At 43.4% G+C, this 18,858-nt stretch carries 10 protein-coding genes; 4 read left to right on the top strand and 6 right to left on the bottom strand.

The window, feature by feature from the left end; translation table 11 throughout:
* Positions 1-61 precede the first annotated feature (61 nt).
* The 3 genes from CEF13_RS23540 (at position 62) to CEF13_RS23530 (ending at position 5,406) form a co-directional block, all read left to right on the top strand.
* Positions 62-1,669 (top strand): extracellular solute-binding protein, encoded by a 1,608-nt coding sequence (locus CEF13_RS23540; protein ID WP_102714520.1) that lies wholly within the window; start codon positions 62-64, stop codon positions 1,667-1,669.
* A gap of 67 nt (positions 1,670-1,736) precedes the next feature.
* Positions 1,737-4,295, top strand: a complete 2,559-nt coding sequence (locus CEF13_RS23535) for a glycoside hydrolase family 2 TIM barrel-domain containing protein (protein ID WP_102714518.1) — start codon at positions 1,737-1,739, stop codon at positions 4,293-4,295.
* Positions 4,279-5,406 (top strand): glycoside hydrolase family 88 protein, encoded by a 1,128-nt coding sequence (locus CEF13_RS23530; protein WP_102714516.1) that lies wholly within the window; start codon positions 4,279-4,281, stop codon positions 5,404-5,406. The genes CEF13_RS23535 and CEF13_RS23530 overlap by 17 nt, the downstream gene beginning before the upstream one ends.
* Positions 5,407-5,513: 107 nt before the next feature.
* Here the strand turns inward: CEF13_RS23530 and CEF13_RS23525 are convergent, their stop codons facing one another.
* The 6 genes from CEF13_RS23525 to CEF13_RS23500 all read right to left on the bottom strand — a co-directional run bounded on the left by CEF13_RS23525 (position 5,514) and on the right by CEF13_RS23500 (position 14,056).
* A complete protein-coding gene (locus tag CEF13_RS23525; protein ID WP_166742908.1) occupies positions 5,514-7,100 on the bottom strand; it encodes a response regulator transcription factor in 1,587 nt (528 codons plus the stop codon).
* Between the two features lie 18 nt (positions 7,101-7,118).
* Positions 7,119-8,894 carry a cache domain-containing sensor histidine kinase gene (locus CEF13_RS23520; RefSeq protein ID WP_102714512.1) on the bottom strand — a complete coding sequence of 592 codons (1,776 nt, stop codon included), beginning with the start codon at positions 8,892-8,894 and terminating at the stop codon, positions 7,119-7,121.
* Positions 8,895-8,975: 81 nt separating this feature from the next.
* Positions 8,976-10,343, bottom strand: coding sequence for an ABC transporter substrate-binding protein (locus tag CEF13_RS23515; RefSeq protein ID WP_102714510.1), 1,368 nt, complete (start codon positions 10,341-10,343; stop codon positions 8,976-8,978).
* Positions 10,344-10,458: 115 nt separating this feature from the next.
* Entirely contained in the window at positions 10,459-11,292 is an 834-nt protein-coding gene (locus CEF13_RS23510; RefSeq protein WP_102714508.1) for a carbohydrate ABC transporter permease, read from the bottom strand.
* 17 nt (positions 11,293-11,309) lie between these two features.
* Entirely contained in the window at positions 11,310-12,233 is a 924-nt protein-coding gene (locus CEF13_RS23505) for a carbohydrate ABC transporter permease (RefSeq protein ID WP_102714506.1), read from the bottom strand.
* Positions 12,234-12,280: 47 nt separating this feature from the next.
* Positions 12,281-14,056, bottom strand: coding sequence for a glycoside hydrolase family 2 protein (locus CEF13_RS23500; RefSeq protein WP_102714504.1), 1,776 nt, complete (start codon positions 14,054-14,056; stop codon positions 12,281-12,283).
* A 328-nt stretch (positions 14,057-14,384) separates the two neighbouring features.
* Here CEF13_RS23500 and CEF13_RS29075 point away from each other — a divergent pair, with 328 nt between their 5' ends.
* Entirely contained in the window at positions 14,385-18,833 is a 4,449-nt protein-coding gene (locus tag CEF13_RS29075; protein WP_208414686.1) for an S-layer homology domain-containing protein, read from the top strand.
* Positions 18,834-18,858 lie beyond the last annotated feature (25 nt).

The following is an 18,858-nucleotide window of genomic DNA, read 5'->3' as shown; positions in this document are numbered from 1 at the left end:
CCATGATAAGTTAGTAAACGAAAGATGTAAGCGCTACAAAAATAAGAAAGGGGATCTTAATATGAAAAAAAAGATGATAAGCTTCCTGTGCATTATGCTTCTAACTGGTTTATTAGCAGCTTGCCAAAACTCAAACAAGGGTGCAGAGAGCAGTAATAGCGCTAAGCCGGGCGAAGGAATTAATCCAACAGAAGCACCAGCGAAACCGACTAAATTCTCCATCGCTAGAGGAACACTCGCTTTGAAAGCAGTTGAATCAGTAGAGGATATTAATAAAGATAAATGGGTACTGGAACTAGAAAAGCGTACAAACACAGATATGGATATTCAACTGCTTCCGCATAAGGACTTCAAGCAAAAGGTTTCATTGATGTTCGCGGGGGGCGGCCTGCCAGACGTGCTTGTAGCATACCAATCGATGACGCCGGCAAGTAAAGATATGAAAGGCGCTGTAGAAGCTGGCATATTCATGCCGCTGGACGATATTTTGAAATCGCATGGGCAAAATTTGCTGAATGTTATTCCGAAGGAAGCATGGGATGAAGTTACTTATAACGGCCATATTTATTCGATTCCACAATACTTGAGCGTTCAATCTCGTCGTGCGACGTTTGTACGTTCTGATCTTCTGGAGAAAGCCGGAATAGAAGCGCCAAAAACGATTGACGATTTGCTTCCGATGCTTCGTGCATTTAAGAAGCTTGGTATTGAACAGCCATTTGGATTCCGTGAAAACTTCAAATATGCTGATTTCATATTGGGAGCTTATGATGTACTTCCTTACAGCACAATGTATGAGAAGCAAGGGGACGAGATCGTTCCGAAATTTTTCGACAGCGAGAACATGATGAAGGCGTTAGAGATGTATAAAGCTATGTATGATGAAGGCTTAATGGCGAAAGACTTCGCGACGATTACTGGTGCAATGTGGACGAAGAGCCGTGATGCAGGAAATCTTGGCATTTATAATGCCAATGCGAACCAACTAGGCACTTATCAGACTGAATTAACGAAGAGCGTAGCAGATGGGAAGCTGCAAATGATTCCATCGCCGACGGGTCCCGACGGCAAAGGCGGCATGATGCTCTACAATATGACCTTGGAGCAAGCCTATCTAAATGCAGAGCTAAGCAAAGAAAAAGCGGAAGCAATTGTCAGCTATTTCGATTATATGGTTAGTGAAGAAGGAAAGACGTTCTTCACATTTGGCAACGAAGGTGAGACGTATACGAAGGAAAACGGTAGAATCTCTTATCAGGTTCCAACGGATGAAGAGGAGCGTTATTCCGAACAGCGTCGAAATTGGTTATGGATTGCTCAAGATGGTGCATATAATGCGGACAGATTGCCTTTAGAAACAAAAGGCGAGGAAATGCTGAATGGCTTTGTATCGATTTTGCCAAATGAAGGCCGCGGCGGTGTATTTTTTGATCCGGAGTTGGACAGCTACACTAAATACCCTGATTTGGCTCCTAAATTCGATGAGCCTTCGAAGTTTCTTCTAGATCACATGATAAAAATGGTTTATGGTGATGAGAATATAGCAGATTGGCCAAAGGTCGTTGAAGCTTGGAAGAAAGCTGGCGGCAATGAAATTATTAAAGAAGCAACCGAACGCTTTAACAATAAATCAGGCGTTGTCATCGGGCCGGATGCTAATGTTCAATAATTCATAAGAAAGCTTAATGAGCGTCCGCGAGGGCGCTCTTTTCAAAACAAGAGATAGGAGAACGAGCATGCATAAACAAAGATTAATAGAGGGATGGCAGCATTTCACCGGAGGGCTCGGCGGAATCTGGGAAGTATGGCGAGCGGATAAAATAAACAATCACTATAATGTCCCTTGGCATGCTGTTGCGCTTCCACATAGCTATAATGCTCTCGATGTGATGGACCCCGATCGAACTTATTATCAAGGCCAAGGGTGGTATAGACTCAAAGCTCCTATTGCTAATCCATATCCGAGAGGGCGTACGCTGCTGCATTTCGAAGGAGCTGGGCAGCGAACGGATGTATACGTGTATACAACGAAAGTGGGTTCGCATCTAGGCGGCTATGATGAATTTACAGTGGATATCACAGAGGCGTCATTAGAAGAGAGTCAGATGGATCGTTATCCAGATGTCGTGCCTATTGCAATATGCTGCGATAACAGCCGTGATTTGGAGACTATACCGTCGGATGCTAATGATTTTCATGTTTACGGTGGAATCTACCGTTACTTGAACCTCGTCTATGTACCTGCCGTCTCTATTGAGCGTGTCCATGTTAAGACGGAATGGGCCGCCGCAGCCGAGGATGTGAAGGAAGGGACTTCGCGAGAGGTCAAAGTAACCGTAGACGTTTCTTTGTATAATCCGGAGCAGTACCAAGAAGAGCTGAAGGTTAAAGTAAGCTTGAAAAACCCTAATGGGGAAGAGATTATTTGCTTGAAGACTCGCATATCCCCGTGGGAGGGAATGGAAACAGCAGCACAATTTCATCTTAGTGATCCGCTCATATGGTCTACGGACACACCTCATTTGTATACAGCAGTTGTTTCACTGGAAAGTGTATATGGAGAAACATCTGTAAGTGAACGTTTTGGCTGCCGGACATTTGAATTTGTAACGAATGGTCCGTTTCGGCTCAATGGCGAGCGTCTGCTGCTTCGCGGAACTCATCGGCATGAGGATTATGCAGGGGTCGGGCCTGCGATGACGGAGAAGATGATCCGTGAGGAACTGCTGGTGATTAAGGAGATGGGTGTGAATTTCATCCGGCTAGGACATTATCAGCAGTCGCGTATCGTTCTGGAGCTTTGTGATGAGCTGGGCATTCTGGCATGGGAGGAAATTCCATGGAGCCGCGGCGGTTTGGGAGGAGCGGGATATCGGCAGCAATGCCGTGATATGCTGGAAGCTATGATTACTCAGCATAAGAACCATCCTTCCATTGTATTATGGGGTCTTGGCAACGAAAATGATTGGGAATGCGACTTCGATCATTTCGATCAAGAAGAGATTAGAGCTTTTATGAAGGAGCTTAATCGGCTCGCTCATCAACTGGACCCGTCCCGGCTTACAGCCATTCGACGCTGCGACTTCTGCAAGGACATTGTCGATGTGTACTCCCCTTCTATTTGGGCAGGCTGGTACCGTGGCATATATACCGATTATGAAGACAGCTGCATAGCGGCCGCCCAAGAGGTTAAATCCTTCTTTCATGCTGAATGGGGTGCAGATAATATGGCGACACGGCATGTGGAGGAGCCTTATACGGGGTTTGCAAGCATCGGCGCAGGGGCAGGCGCGACAGACGAGCGCGATGGGGACTATCTCTTGGTTGGTGGTGAGCCCAGAGTGTCTCGCGATGGAGATTGGTCAGAGACATACTTCTGCGACATGATCGATTGGTATTTAAGCGCGCAGGAAAGAATGGATTGGCTGACCGGCGCGGCTCAATGGGCTTTCAAGGATTTCGCTACGCCCGTGCGCCCGGATTCCCCGATTCCTTATCTGAACATGAAAGGAGTCGTGGAGCGGGACTTAACGAAGAAGGATGCATTCTATGTATTTCAATCTTATTGGTCGGAAGTGCCGATGGTTCGTATATATGGCTCGAATATGCCGGTTCGATGGGGAGCAGCAGGTGAGAGCAAAACGATTAAGGTGTACTCAAACTGTCCATCTGCCGAGCTTTTTCTTAATGATTCCAGCCTAGGAACAAAAAAACGTGATTCAAATAATTTCCCTGCTGCCGGACTGCGCTGGGAGGCTGTGTTTAAGCCGGGTTTGAACCGATTACGAGTAATCGCGGAACGGGATGGCATTCTCGTGGAGGACGAAATGACGTTCGAATACCAGACAGAGGTCTGGGGAGAACCTGTTTCTCTTCAATTGACAGCGGAGGAACGGAATGAAGGGTTATATGAAGTGTTAGTGGAAGCATACGATGCTAACGGAGTGTTCTGTCCAGATGCAGCGAGTTTCATTCGTTTTGCCGCAGCAGGAGACGGCAAGCTGCTCGACAATCTCGGCACCGTTCGCGGGTCGAGGCTGGTACAGCTGGCAAGCGGCAGGGCAAGCATTTATGTCGATCCTTATGGAGCGCCGCCTCCCCATATCGAGATAGGTGAGTTTTTCACGGCAGGTGGACCGGCTTCCTCGTTGTACAGTATTAAGGACAATGGGAAACAATCATCTACTATCGTTAGCGCAGCGTGTGACGGCATATCGACTGCTTTTGTAATCATTCATTCAACTAGAGAATCTCTAGATAAAGAAGGTGGATTAAATGATGCAAATCATGGATAAGATACAACATGATTATTCGGAACCATTAGCTATGCTTGTGGAGAAGGGGGAGCGAATGCTCCTTCAAATAGGTCATAAATCGCCTCATGCAGCGAAAGCAGACGGTATTTATGATGATATGCGGCTTGATTGGTGGACAGCAGGATTTTGGCCGGGAATTTTGTGGATATTATATGATGTTACAGGTAAGGAACAGTTCAAAGAAGCTGCATGGAGCTGGGATGAGAAGCTGGAGAGCAAGATGATGCAGGCTAATAATTTCCATCATGATGTAGGATTTCAATTTCTTCCTACAGCAGTGATCAAGCATAAATTAACAGCGGATTCGGATGCTCTGCGCCGCGGCTTGTTTGCCGCAAACTTTCTAGCAGGACGTTACAACATAGCAGGCCGCTTCTTAAGGGCCTGGAACCAAGACAAGCGAGGCTGGTCCATTGTCGACTCGACCATGAACCTATCGTTATTATTCTGGGCTGCAGAAGCCTCAGATGATCCAAGGTTCACGCATATCGCCAAAGCTCATGCAGATACAGTCGTAGAGCGATTTATTCGGGAAGACGGCTCTGTTTGTCATATTGTAAGTTTCGATCCCGAGACGGGTGAGTACTTAGGTGCAATTGGCGGACAAGGGGCAGGACCGGATTCAGCCTGGAGCCGAGGTGCAGCATGGGCTCTTTATGGAATGGCGAATGCGTATCGATATACGGGAGATGGGAAATATTTGCGGGCCTCTCAGCGCGTTGCCCATTTCTTTCTTGCGAACCTGCCTTCCGACGATGTACCGCATTGGGACTTTAGAGCTTCGGAAAGCTTGAATGGCGAACCAAGAGATAGCTCAGCTGGCGCATGCGCTGCATCCGGCCTCTTGGAGCTTGCAACTTTGCTTCCTGATAATGAGGGGAGTATATACCTTAGAGCAGCAGAGCGCATTCTTATGTCGCTGCATCATAACTACGCTACCTGGCATCTTCCGACTCACGAGGCTATTCTGCTTCAAGCAACGGGGCATCGACCTGCTGGAGAAAATGTTGATGTGTCTCTAATCTATGGTGATTACTTCTTTGTTGAGGCGATCGCCAAGCTGAATGGCTGGAACAATCGGATATTTTAAGCGGCGTGAATATAGCAGAAAGAGACTTTCCATAAGTTCACTGAACTTGTGAAAGGTCTCTTTTTAATTTCTTTTGATAAATATAATGACGAGGAAACGAGGAAATACTAAACAAACCGGCGTGGCGGAACCCCATAATGGTTCTTAAACAATTTGACGAAATAGCCTTTATTATCGTACCCCAGCATTTGTGAAATGACATCAATTGTTTTGTCTGATTCGTTCAGCAGCTCTTTGGCCTTCTCCATCTTCACACGCGTTACATATTCGGTGAAATTCTCGCCTGTTTCCTTCTTGAACAAACGGCTGAAATAGCTCGAATTCAGAAACAAACGTTCTGCGACATCTTCTAATGTAATTTTTTGATCCAAATTTAAAAGAATATATTTTTTGGCATCCACGATTTCGACTTTTTTGCTCTGTTTAGAAATTTCCTCCATTAACGTGACAGCCTCTTCAAGAAACCGAATGATCCATTCCTTCAGCTCTCTGACGTTAGTCATTTGATCCAGCTGGCGCTGCGTTTTCTCATTATTATATTGATGATTGAAGGTCAATTTCATTTGAATATCCAGCATCAGCTTAAACAAAAATTGTTTGACGGTGACAGGCTGGAATCTTCTTGCCGTAATGAAATCAAGAAATTGATCTACAGTTGGTTCAACATTCATATTTCCTTCTATTATAAGACGATTCATGCGCTCACTGTAGGTGGAGTAATGGGACAATAACTCTTCTTGATTCCCATTTGCTTGGATCTGGTTTAATTTGACGATTTCAGGCTCCGTGGAATAGAAGAATGCATCGGTTGTCTGAATTAATTGTAGAAATTGTTGTTTAATTCCGGAGTTGCTATGATCCATTGCCCCGATGAGAATGGAAACTTGAAGCTTTAGCACCTTAGTCAAGGATTGCTGAAGCTCTCTACAAAACCGATTAATTAAATCGTAAGGATCAAACTTCAAGTCTTTCCGGCAGGCAAACAGGATGAAAAATTGTTGGGCTGTATAGGAGAAATAGATCGCATGGGGTTCCTGCTGCAACAATTCTTCCACAGCATTATCTATAATGAACTTCAACATGTTTTCATTCTTAAAGCGAGCCAGAGCATCCTGATAACGATACACACTGCACACAATTGGAATGAAATAATCTAGATCTGATTTCAAGCCGTATTCTACTAATTGCTGGTTCCACATGGCTTGATCCATGAGCGGCGTACTCAAAAAATCACGAAGCCATTTTTCTTTCAGACTTGACTTGCTTTGGACAACTTGCAAATGAAGCTTTTCTACTTTTTGCAACAATCGATCTTCTTCATTTATTCGATCATATATACGCAGGAGTATATCCTGCATCGTTTCCATACTAAGTGTTTCCTTCAAAATATAATCCTGAACACCTAATTGTACGGCCTGCTGCGCAAATTTAAATTCATCATGGCAGGATAGAATAAGGAAACGAGGATGACTGCTGCAATCCTTCAGTACTTTGATAAACTCTATTCCATCCATGCCTGGCATGCCGATATCCGTAACCACGAGGTCCGGTGTTAATTCCTTGCTCATTTCGAGCGCATCGTGAGCGTTCGTATAGGCGCCAACTAAGCGGAAGCCGTATTTCTCCCAAGGAATCATTTTGCTTAAAAACTCAAGCACTGCCACATCATCATCAACTACAAAAACAGTATACATGGGCAGATTCCTCCTCATTTACGGAAAGTGGCAGGGCAATTTCATCGTAATCGTAACACCTTTGCCTGGCAAGCTTTCCAGATTCATTTCATATTTAGAGCCGTATATAATTTTAAGCCGCTCATTCACATTACGCAGCCCGATGCCCGATATATGCTCCCGAAGGTGCTGTGGGGAACCAACTTCAATCTTTTCTTTAAAAACATTCCAAATACTGCTTAATTCCTCTTCCGTCATTCCCTTACCATTATCCTGAACCGTAATATATAAGGACCCGCCTTGTTTTCGAGAGGAGATGGATATTTCACCGCTCTTCTGACTTAATCCATGAATATAAGCGTTTTCAATTAACGGCTGCAGCGTAAACCTTGGAATAGTTTCCAATAAAGTATCTGAAGCTAAATTGATTTCTAATCGAACCTCATCTAAATGTCTGAAGTTCATTAATTTCATATAATGCTCGACTGTACTGACTTCCTCGTGCAAGGGCAGGAACTCGTTATTCCGATTAATCGTCATTCGAAGCAGAGTCGAAAGCGACTCAATCGTTCGAGCAATGTCCGTTTCACCTTTCATCATGACCTGAAGACGAACCGAATTCAATGTATTGAACAAGAAATGGGGGTTGATCTGAGCTTGAAGCAGCTCTAATTCCGCAATTCTTTTCCGATTTTGTTCCCACTCGATTTGCAGCACCATTTCTTTAATTCGGTCCAGCATTCGGTCAAAGGATAAACCTAATTGTCCAATATCGTCTTGACCTTCGATCTTGGACCGCACATCTAGATTGCCGGCTTCTACCTTTCTAGCCGTTCTGGAGAGACGCGTAATGGGATAGGTCAACTGCCGCAATAAATAGAACATAACGATCGAGAAAACGAGAAAAAATAAAATTTGAAGAATAAAGGTATAGTTAATGAAATTTCCGATATTTCCTGTGACATCTTTGGATGCCGTTAAGCTCTGCATACTCCAGCCTGCAAAACGCAAGGAATGGTCTACCGAAATATATTCGGTACCGTTCCATTGAACGATTGTATCTTTCCCCTTCACATAAGAAGGAGGGATGGTTTGTCCGATAAGGCTTTCATCCGATTGGGAGAGAATTTTTCCTTCTGAATCCTCTAGCATCATAATCTGATCTGGCGCGTACTTATTGAAGATCTGATGAAACTGCTCTTCAGGCTTGCTTACAATAACGTACGCATTCGGCCTGTTGGCAAAGAGCTTAAAGGTACGGACTATGGATATGATTTTCGTATATTTATTAGCATCAGTAAGCACATAATTTTTTTGAGATCCTAACCAATGCGTTCGATTAATGGGATCCTCGGACATTTTCTTCAACCATGGTTCATCGTATAAATAGGTTAAATCAGATTTATACGTAGAATAGTTAGTGAAATACAACCCTCCGGGAAGCAGTATGGTTACATAAGTTTTTTCGCCGAAGGTAGTTAAATTGTCTAATTTCTCGGAAATTTGCTTGAAGGAGAAAAACTCAATCTTTTTGCTTTGTTGATCATATTTGCTCCAGGCTGTTCGCAAGTAAGTAATCATTTCGCTATCATATTGAATGGCGTTTAATGCGGTAACCATATCATTCAAAATATTGGAAATATATAGATCTGCTACCTCCAGCGATTGCTCGGATTTGAGAATAGCTTTTTTTTTGAATTCATTTTTAGCTTGAAATCCTGTAAGGGCAAGTGTAATGATCGATGGAAGAACTAAACATAAGAGAGAGGTATTAATTAATTTTTGCCTCCAGCTCATGGTAGGCAATAATTTCATGATGCCCACTCCCTTCTGAATAAAATGAAAAAAAGGGGGATGCCAGTAAAGGGCATCCTCCTCGTTAGTATAACTCAGAATCTACTTGTTTGCATCGATGATCTTCTGCAGAGAAGCCTTAATATTATTGATAGTTGTGTCAATATCTGTTTGACCTAGCATATATTTCTCGGATTCAGCTATATAAGCATTCTCAAGATCAGCGCTAAAGGATACAACAGTAGGAGGATTCGGCAGCTTAGTAACAGCTAGCGTATTCATCAATGAAGCTTTGTCGATTTTCTCAGGTGATTTAGTGGATGCAATAATCGCATCTACTTCCTTCTCAATATCTGCTTTCTTCCATGCTGACAGCTGTTTAGTCAACGACATGCCTTCAGTAGAAAGGAATCTGATAAATTCATAGGATTCTTTCTTATGCTTCGATTTCGCTGAAATTACAAGTGAATCCGCACCGCCGAACGAGTAGATATCGTCGCCCTTGTTATTGGAAGGCCAAGGTGCAAATGCCGATACGAATGTAGCAGGAATTTTATCCGTTCCGCCAGACTCGGCAATCATCCATGGACCTGTTGGAAGCATGCTTGCTTTTTGTTGGAAATACTGATCACGGTAAGGAATTTTTTGTGTAATAACATCTTGGTAAGGAGTTGCTGAAAGGTCAGTATACTCCATATCATATCGAAGCTGAAGCGATTGCTTCATCAGCGGGTTATCCGCATTCATTCCTGTACCTTCATCATTCATGATGCCTTGGTTGTTAGACGAGCTATAAAGACGTAATAAGAAATAGTCTTTCCAAGTATGGAAGAAGGTTCCGTAATGCTTGTTAACGCCTTCACCATTGGTTAATTTCTTGGAGTATTCGCGGAATTCATCCCAAGTCCAGCTCTTAGGCACTTCTAGACCAGCTGCATCCAGCTGCTCTTTGTTGAGCAGAATAAGCCATGGACCAAATTTACCAGGAAGAGAGTAGCGTTTTCCATCTACTTTCATTTGTTCAGCTTTGTATTGCTCGTCGTAGTTCATGCCTTCATCGCTAATATAGCTGTCAAGCGGCTCAAGCATACCGTTGTTAGCACGTTGACTGAAGTTAGGAGTGGAGTTTAGAGAAAATACGTCAAAAACCTCACCTGAAGCATACATAATATCAAGCTTTTTCAACGTTTCATTGGAGTCATTTTCTACAAGCGGTACATATTCTACTTTAATATTAGGAAATTTTTGTTCAAATGCATCGATAGCCGGCTGGTATACCGAAGGGCTTTCCCAGTTAATGAATTTAATCGTAACCGGTTCAGCTTTTGGTGCGTCCGTTTCCTTCGTAACATTAGTGCTTGGACTGTTTGTTGCTGTGTTCTTGCCCTGATTGGATCCGGAACTGCCGCATCCAGACAGCAGGCTAGTCATTAATGCGGTTAATGCAATCATTACTATCCACTTCTTCATTTAAAAAACCCTCCCTAGAAACTCTCTTTTCTTTACATCTGAATGTTAACACCTTAAGAGATGTGAACAAAGTTACTATTTTTACTACTATTGAATTTTTTTTACCATATCAAATTTATCCTTTCACGCCGCCTAAAGCGATACCTTCAATAACCTGCTTCTGACCAATTATAAAAATAATGATCAAAGGAATAATCGCAGACACGGTGCCCGCCATAACGAGTGAGAAGAAGGCGCCGCTTTCAGATGCGAATTTCTGAATCCCGATTTGTATCGTTTCCAGGTTATTGCTTCTAAGGAAGATAAGCGGATTGACATAGTCATTCCAAGTCCAAATAAATCGGAGAATGGCATAGGTGGCTAGAGCAGGCTGGACCAACGGCAGCGCTATCGTCGTAAATATTTTGAATTGTCCAGCACCATCGATCCTTGCCGCCTCAAGATATTCTTTATGAATGCCTAAGAAAAACTGCCGCAGCATAAATGTGCCTAGCGCACTGAAAGAGCCGATTATGATGAGTCCAAGATGGGTATCGATCAAATGAAGCTCTTTCAAAATCAAAAACTGAGGAACGATAATCGATGTGTTGGGCACCATAAAAGTCATTAATACAATAAGGAACATAAAGTTCCTTCCTTTAAACGCCAAATGCGAAAAAGCATAAGCGGCCATACTGGAAACGGTTAAAGAAACCAAGGTGGTAATGAGAGTCACTTTAATGGTGTTCCAGTAATAAAGGCCGAATGGATATTCGCCGAACCAGACATCGTGATAGTTCTGATAAATCTGCCAGTTTTTAGGAATCCATTCAATTGGATATTTAAATACATCGATTTCGGGTTTAAAGGAAGTCGAAATCATCCAGATGAAGGGCAGTAAAAAAAGCAATCCGATTAGCAGCATAAGTAAAGTAACGAGAATTCTCCCGAAATCATACGTCTTTTTCATAAGAACCCCCAGCTAATTTAATAATTCACCCATTTTTTTTGTCCGTACAATTGAACGAGCGTAATTAACATGACACATCCGAGCAATACCCAAGCCATGGACGAAGCATAACCCGTTTTCAGACCTTCGAAAGCAGTATTGTACAGATAGTGAGTCACGACCGAAGTAGAATGGGCAGGACCTCCATCGGTCAGTACTTTAATAATATCAAAGGATTTAAAGGTGCTGATCAATCCCGTAACAAGCAGAAAGAAAGTAGTTGGCGATACGAGCGGAAATGTTATTTTGCTAAACTTGGTCAAGGTGCCTGCACCATCAATATCTGCTGCTTCATAGAGATCCTTTGGAATCGCCTGCAATGCGGCTAAATAAATAATGAGACAGAAACCAATGCCTACCCAAACCAATATGATCATAACCGAAGGTAGCGCATAATGTATATCTGCAAGCCATTTCGGAGGATTCGCGAAACCAAGCGCTCTTAATGTCTGATTAATCGGTCCGAATGACGGGCTGAATAACAATTGAAATACAATCGCGACAGCTACGATACTGGATATATAAGGCATAAAGAAAACGATTTTCAGCAAGCTTTTTAGATACACATATTTATCGATAATAACTGCAAATATTAATGAAAAAATCAATTGCACTGGCACAACTAATAATAAGATGAGATTGTTTTTAAATGAAATTTTGAAAATGTCATCGTCTAACAACTGGGCATAATTACGTAAACCAATGAATCTGATTTTGTCGAACCCGGAGATAAAGCTCCAATCCGTGAAGCTTAGGATTAGGGTTAGAATAGTAGGAATAATGGTTAGCACTATTAATCCAATCATCATCGGAGCAACAAAGATATAACCGGCTAAGCTTCCTTTTTCTACCGACCTTTTAGTCCGGCGCGATGCTTTGCGGCTTGGCTCGGTTTTCAACATGATTTCCACCTCGATTTAGAAGATTTACTTTTGTTATTCTTGTTAGATTATTTATTCTTATAAAACTCCTGCATAGCGTAAAACGCAGGTTTTTTGTAGCTTTTGTCCTCAGATAGCAGACCCTTTGTATTGTAATAATTTTGGATAGTGGGATGCAATCTGCGCGGACAGCGGAAGTCATATAAGATCCAAGGACTCGTTCCTTTCACATAAGGAATTTGGCCCAGCACATCTATTTGTTTCTGGTAAATGTCGAGCTGGCAGTCTTCCGTTCCCTTCTCATCGACAGATCCTCTGTATCCCGCTTTAGCATCGGCACCGAATTCCGTAATGACAACGGGCTTGCTTGGGCGACTGTTCTCAAACAGCTTGATTAAATTATTGAAATCAGTTTGATACCAGCCGTAATATTGATTGGCGCCTATGATATCCAAGTAATCGGCTAATCTGTCATTAATGATATGGTTATCATGATCCAATAGACAAGCTGCGGATACTAAACGGGTCGGGTCCAATTCCTTCGCCTTCATGGCGAGTGAGCTCATGAACGTAAGTCTTGCTTCCGTATCTGCATTCTCATTGCCTACCGACCATATGATTACGCTTGCTCTATTGCGGTCTCTTTTGATGAGCTCGGTCAATTGATTCTCGGCATCTCGATACGTAGCCTCATTATGGAATTGAATAGCCCAGTAGACCGGGATTTCCTCCCACAGCATTATTCCCATTTCATCGGCAAGCTTAGCAGCCTTTTCGGTGTGAGGATAATGAGCCAATCGCATGTAATTGCAATTCATTTCCTTTGCCAGCTTGAAGTTTTCCATAATTTCTTCGTCTGACACAGCTTTTCCATTCAGGACACTTTCTTCATGCGCGCTAATCCCTTTCAAATAAATCGGGCTGCCGTTCAATAGAATGTCTGTACCATCCACGCGAATTTCTCTGAAACCGATTTTTTCTGAAATCGCGTCCCCGCTGAAAGCGATGGCTACGTCATAAAGCTTAGGATTGTCAGGACTCCATAATTCAGGATTTGCATCAATTACAGCACAGCCTTTGCCGTCAACTACTTCGATGGGGAATGAAATGCCAAGCTCTTGTATCGTTAAATGAGCTGTACCGGCAAGCACAGATCCATCTATTAGAAGCTCAACCTGTATTTTTGAAAATTGTGTGCCAGGTACAAAGCTGATAACGAAATCTTTAATAAAGGTTTGGGGAAGACGGATCAATTCCACATCCCGATAGACACCGCCATAGTTGAACCAATCTGTATTCTCATTAGGAACATGGCTCGGCTTGCGAGTGTTATTGGCTACCACAAGTATCCGGTTAGAATCCTTTAGGTCGTTCGTTACTTCAATATAAAAAGGAGTAGATCCGCCTTTGTGAAAGCCAACATATTGCTTGTTTAAGAAGATCTTGGCGTCATAATTGACGGCACCAAATTTCAGAAAAACCCTTTCATCGTCTTGGAACGTATATGGGAAGGTTCGAGTGTACACTGCACTGCCTTCATAGTAAAAAAATTTCTCTTTTTGAGTATTCCAACTGGATGGAACTTTGATTTGCTCCCATTCGTCGAAGCTGAAGTCCATGGGGTTCGTTCTACCCTCATCATCCACGTATTTTTCTTCGAACCATCGGGCTCTTACGCATGTATCATATTGATCAATTCCGAAATTCCAAAGACCATTTAGAGAAATCTTCTCTCTGCCGCTATCATAGACCATGCTATGGTGTGTAATGCTTTGCGATAAGTAGCGGTCTTCATAAGATTCATTATGGAGGTGATCGACAAAATTGGCAGCTTGTTGTTGCATCGGAAAACTCCTCTTTCTGTGATTAATTATTTATGATACCTATTTAACCGCGTACTGCATTCATTTAAAAGAAAGAGATTTGACCATTAATAAATTTTTTCTACTTTTAAAAAAGTTTTTATTTTGTCTGCGGGAAGGTAGTCAAATATTTTCTAGATCAGTCAAATTTTTAGCTTCTCAATTCCATAGTAAAACGGTTAAATAGGTAACTAGGCAAAGAAAGCGCTTACGAAAAAAGCGCGATAAATCAATCGAAAAGGGGCGATTGAATCTAGCCGATTGTAAGGACATCAAGTGCTTCACTAACTATTTTGGGGAGGTAAAGAAATTGCTAAAAAAAGGATTATCTATTATTCTCACTGGTGCATTATTCGTCAGTCTATTCGTCACTGGACCAAGCGTTTCCGTTGCTGCGGATGCACTAGAAGCATCAACAGGGCCTTTTGGTTCGAATGTGTATGTATTTGATGAATCAACACCACAATCAGAAATTCAACGAATTAGCACAGAAGTGTTTAAAAAACAAGAATCAAATGAATTTGGCAATGAAAGATATGCGATTTTTTTCAAGCCGGGTACATACAACGCTAACATCAGAGTAGGCTTCTACACACATGTAGCAGGACTTGGACAAAATCCCGATGATGTCACTATTAATGGCGGGGTAACCGTTGATGCAGATTGGTGGAATACACCGCCTGGAAATGCTACCAAAAACTTTTGGCGGGCAGCAGAAAATTTTGCAATTAAGCCTACATCAGGCACGAATAAATGGGCCGTCTCACAGGCTGTTCCTTTCAGAAGGATGCATGTTAAAGGTAATCTCCAGCTGCATGATGGAGGATGGGCAAGCGGCGGCTTCCTCGCAGATTCCAAAATTGACGGCCAGATCGTTTCTGGAGGACAGCAGCAGTGGTTCTCTCGAAACAGCAATATAGCGGGATGGTCGGGCGGACAATGGAATACCGTTTTTGTTGGTGTCGATAAAGCACCTGCGGTTAACTGGCCTACCAATGCGCATACTGTTGTTGACCAAGCACCTATTATGCGCGAGAAACCGTACCTCACCATTGATGCGAATAATAATTACCAAGTATTTGTTCCAGATCTTCAGACGAATGCCAAAGGCGCAAGCTGGGCGAATGGGCCTACGCCAGGCAAAGCCATATCTATCGACGACTTCTATATTGCAAAACCGGAGACATCCGATGCAGCAGCGATTAATGCTGCGCTCAGCCAAGGCAAAAATCTGTTATTTACGCCAGGAATCTATCATCTCAATGAAACTATTAAAGTAACAAGACCTGACACTGTCGTGCTTGGCATTGGGTTCGCTACTCTGATGCCGCATAAAGGCGTTACAGCATTATCAGTTGCTGACGTAGACGGCGTTATCGTTGCTGGCCTCCTCTTCGATGCAGGGACAGAAAGTTCACCCTCCTTATTGGAAGTTGGCCAAAAAGGCAGTTCAGCCGACCATTCTGCTAATCCTACCTCTCTACATGATCTATTCTTTAGAGTTGGAGGAGGAGAGGAAGTAGGGAAGGCTGAAGTAAGTCTGCAAATTAACAGCAATAATGTGCTTGGAGATCACTTCTGGATTTGGCGTGCAGATCACGGTAAAGACGTTGGCTGGGATCTTAACACGACCAAAAACGGCTTAGTTGTAGATGGAAACCATGTAACGATATATGGCTTGTTTGTTGAGCATTATCACGAATACCAGACGCTTTGGAATGGCGATCATGGCCGGATGTATTTCTATCAATCCGAAATTCCTTATGATGTTCCAGACCAAGAAAGCTGGATGAGCAACCATGCAACCGTGAATGGCTATGCTTCTTACAAAGTGGCTGAATCCGTGAGCTCGCATGAAGCCTGGGGTCTAGGTATTTATTCCTTCTTTAGGGATGCCGAAGTGAAGCTTCATAGCGCGATTGAAATTCCTGAAACCGCAGGCGTAAAAATTCATCATGCGACTTCCGTTTTTTTAGCGGGCAAGACAGGCAGCGAAATTACTCATATTGTGAATGAATTCGGAGAAGCTGTAACCTACGCCGGCAACAGAAAAACCATTATAGATTACAGCAGTGAGCTCGTCAAAGTTTCCAGTATTCATCTAACCAGCTTAGACGACGCAACGAAGATCGCTACAAGAGCGGGTACGCTGCAAATGTCTGCTTCGGTAATGCCTGTGAATGCGGACTATCCAGCGGTCTTCTGGTCCGTAGAAAACGGAACAGGCAAAGCAACCATTGATTCATCTGGAATGTTAAGAGCTCAAAGCGATGGTATAGTGAAAGTCATCGCAACAGCCCAGGACGGATCCGGAGTTAAAGCTGAAATGAAGATTCATATTACTGGTCAAACAATAATTCTAAACAGCGGATGGACATGGGTGAGAGAAAGTCAAGGAAACTGGGATGTTGATTCCAAAAATATAAATGTTTTAAAATTAACAACAGAGGAAGGAAGCTGGACAGGAACGAAGCCGAAAAATATTCTTCTAAGAAATCCTGGAACTGAAGCGGGTGACTTCACAATCTCCACCAAGCTGGAGTTTGATGCATCTCGCAATTTCGAATGGGCGGGCTTGATCGTTTATCAGGATGATGGCAATGCAATTACCCTAGGACGCTCTGCGGTTAATCAGATTCGGTTTTCACAAATAAAGGGCGGCTCGCAAACGGATAAAACCTTTGCTGATCCTACAGCTGCTTCTAAAGATATTTATTTGAAAATCCAAAAAACAGGCACCGATTACAGTGGGTATTATAGCAGCGATGGTGAAACCTGGACAAAGGTGGTCGACACCTTTACCAAGTTTACGGCGATAACAACCCCTAAGGTTGGAATGTTTGTAAGGAAATTAAACACAGCGATATCAGCCAAAACAGCTGTATTTTCAAATTTCCAAGTAAACGATGCTATTGTGCAGTTTTGGAATCCTGTTAAGTCCATAGAGGTAACTGCTGAGAGTGATGCTGCCGAGATAACGAGCTTTGGCGGGACCTTGCAAATGTCTGCTGGATTGCTGCCTGCGAATGCAGACAATAAATTGATCCTATGGTCCGTTGAAAACGAGGACGCTAAGGCAACTGATAAGGCAACGATTAGCAGTGAAGGATTATTATCAGCAGTGAAAAACGGTAGGGTCAAAGTGGTAGCCTCTGCCACTGACGGTTCTGGCGTAACGGGAAGCGCAATGATTGAAATTAGCGGACAAGAGATCGCAGTTGCTTCTATTCATGTAACAGGTGCAAACGGAGCAACAGAAATAACTTCCAAAGGCGGCACATTACAAATGATTGCCTCGGTGCTGCCGGAAGATGCAGATTTCCAAGACGTTACATGGTCCGTCGTGAATATGGACGATACGGCTACCGACTTGGCGACGATTAGTGAGGAAGGGATATTGACCGCTGTTGGAGATGGAACGGTAAAGGTTGTCGCAACAGCAAATGACGGCTCCGGTGTTGAAGGCGTATTGTCGATCAGCATAAGTGGACAAATGGTCGAGGAATGTACATCTGATTGCGGCATCGATCCGACACCGACACCAGAACCAACACCAGAACCAACACCAGAACCAACACCAGAACCAACACCAGAACCAACACCAGAACCAACACCGACACCAACACCAACACCGGTGCCAACACCGCCGACAAACAATGGGCATCAGCAGTTGGTTAGTGTCGCGGATCTGCAGAATGTGAAGGATGGCAAGGCAGTAGTGGCATTAAAGAACGGTCATATAGAGGCTGTTCTTCCAATCGGACTTACCCAGAACATCAAGCATTCCTTGGAAGTTCAAGCAGGTGCTGTATCGATTATTATCCCGCCAGCAGTACTGCGCGAAGCTGGAGCAAATGTAAGCATTGCGAATATTGTCGTACGGATCGAGGAGAACCAGAGCGGAATCCCAGGTATGGACGGCTCGAATCTGAAGCTCAACAAGCAGATTTATAATCTTGATTTCATACTAGTAGATAAGGACGGGAAGGAAACGAAATTAAATACGTTCTCGGAGCCAGTCTACGTCAGCTTGCCTTACGATGGGAACCTTATGGATGAAGAATTGCTCGGCATCTATGTCTATGATGAAGTGTTAAAAGAGTGGACATACACGGGTGGAGTAGTCGACTCTCATACGAATAAACTGACTGCGGCCGCACCACACTTTAGTAAATATGCAGTAATGGAATATAATAAAACATTCAAGGACGTTCCTTCCGAGCATTGGGCACATCGTACGCTGCAAGTACTGGCGGCAAAGCATATCATCTCCGGCCAGACGGAAACCGAGTTTAACCCAAGTGGAAAAACAACGCGAGCACAATTTGTGACGATGCTGGTTAAAGCACTCGGATTGAAAGCAACGAATGCGAATACGCCATTTACGGATGTTCATGCAACGGATTGGTATGCATCAGATATTGCGGCGGCCTATGAAGCAGGGCTCATCTTAGGCGTTTCTGATCATGACTTTGCACCGAAGGCTCAAATCACCAGAGAGCAAATGGCGGCATTAATCGTCCGGGCTTACGAGTATGCCAAAGGCGCGAAATCCTCAACTACTGATCATGTTTCATTGTTAAAAGATCAGAAGGAAGTGTCCTCATGGGCGACAAAAGAGGTGAACAAGGCTATCGAACTCGGATTGATGAAGGGAACAGCGGTTCATGTATTTGCGCCGCAGATTCACGCAAAAAGAGCGGAAACCGCACAGGCAATTTTGAATTTGTTCAACCTGATTCAAACAGTTAATTCATAGGCATTAATCAATAATAGATAAATTT

The sequence above is a fragment of the Paenibacillus castaneae genome, assembly GCF_002884445.1.
Taxonomy (GTDB): Bacteria; Bacillota; Bacilli; order Paenibacillales; family Paenibacillaceae; genus Pristimantibacillus; species Pristimantibacillus castaneae.
This window is presented reverse-complemented; position numbering and strand designations above follow the sequence as displayed.

What these genes read in the sequence shown, in the direction of transcription:
- CEF13_RS23540 (WP_102714520.1), top strand. Translation starts at nt 62, where the DNA reads ATGAAAAAAAAGATGATAAGCTTCCTGTGCATTATGCTTCTAACTGGT.
- CEF13_RS23535 (WP_102714518.1), top strand. Translation starts at nt 1,737, where the DNA reads ATGCATAAACAAAGATTAATAGAGGGATGGCAGCATTTCACCGGAGGG.
- CEF13_RS23530 (WP_102714516.1), top strand. Translation starts at nt 4,279, where the DNA reads ATGCAAATCATGGATAAGATACAACATGATTATTCGGAACCATTAGCT.
- CEF13_RS23525 (WP_166742908.1), bottom strand. Translation starts at nt 7,100, where the DNA reads ATGTATACTGTTTTTGTAGTTGATGATGATGTGGCAGTGCTTGAGTTT.
- CEF13_RS23520 (WP_102714512.1), bottom strand. Translation starts at nt 8,894, where the DNA reads ATGAAATTATTGCCTACCATGAGCTGGAGGCAAAAATTAATTAATACC.
- CEF13_RS23515 (WP_102714510.1), bottom strand. Translation starts at nt 10,343, where the DNA reads ATGAAGAAGTGGATAGTAATGATTGCATTAACCGCATTAATGACTAGC.
- CEF13_RS23510 (WP_102714508.1), bottom strand. Translation starts at nt 11,292, where the DNA reads ATGAAAAAGACGTATGATTTCGGGAGAATTCTCGTTACTTTACTTATG.
- CEF13_RS23505 (WP_102714506.1), bottom strand. Translation starts at nt 12,233, where the DNA reads ATGTTGAAAACCGAGCCAAGCCGCAAAGCATCGCGCCGGACTAAAAGG.
- CEF13_RS23500 (WP_102714504.1), bottom strand. Translation starts at nt 14,056, where the DNA reads ATGCAACAACAAGCTGCCAATTTTGTCGATCACCTCCATAATGAATCT.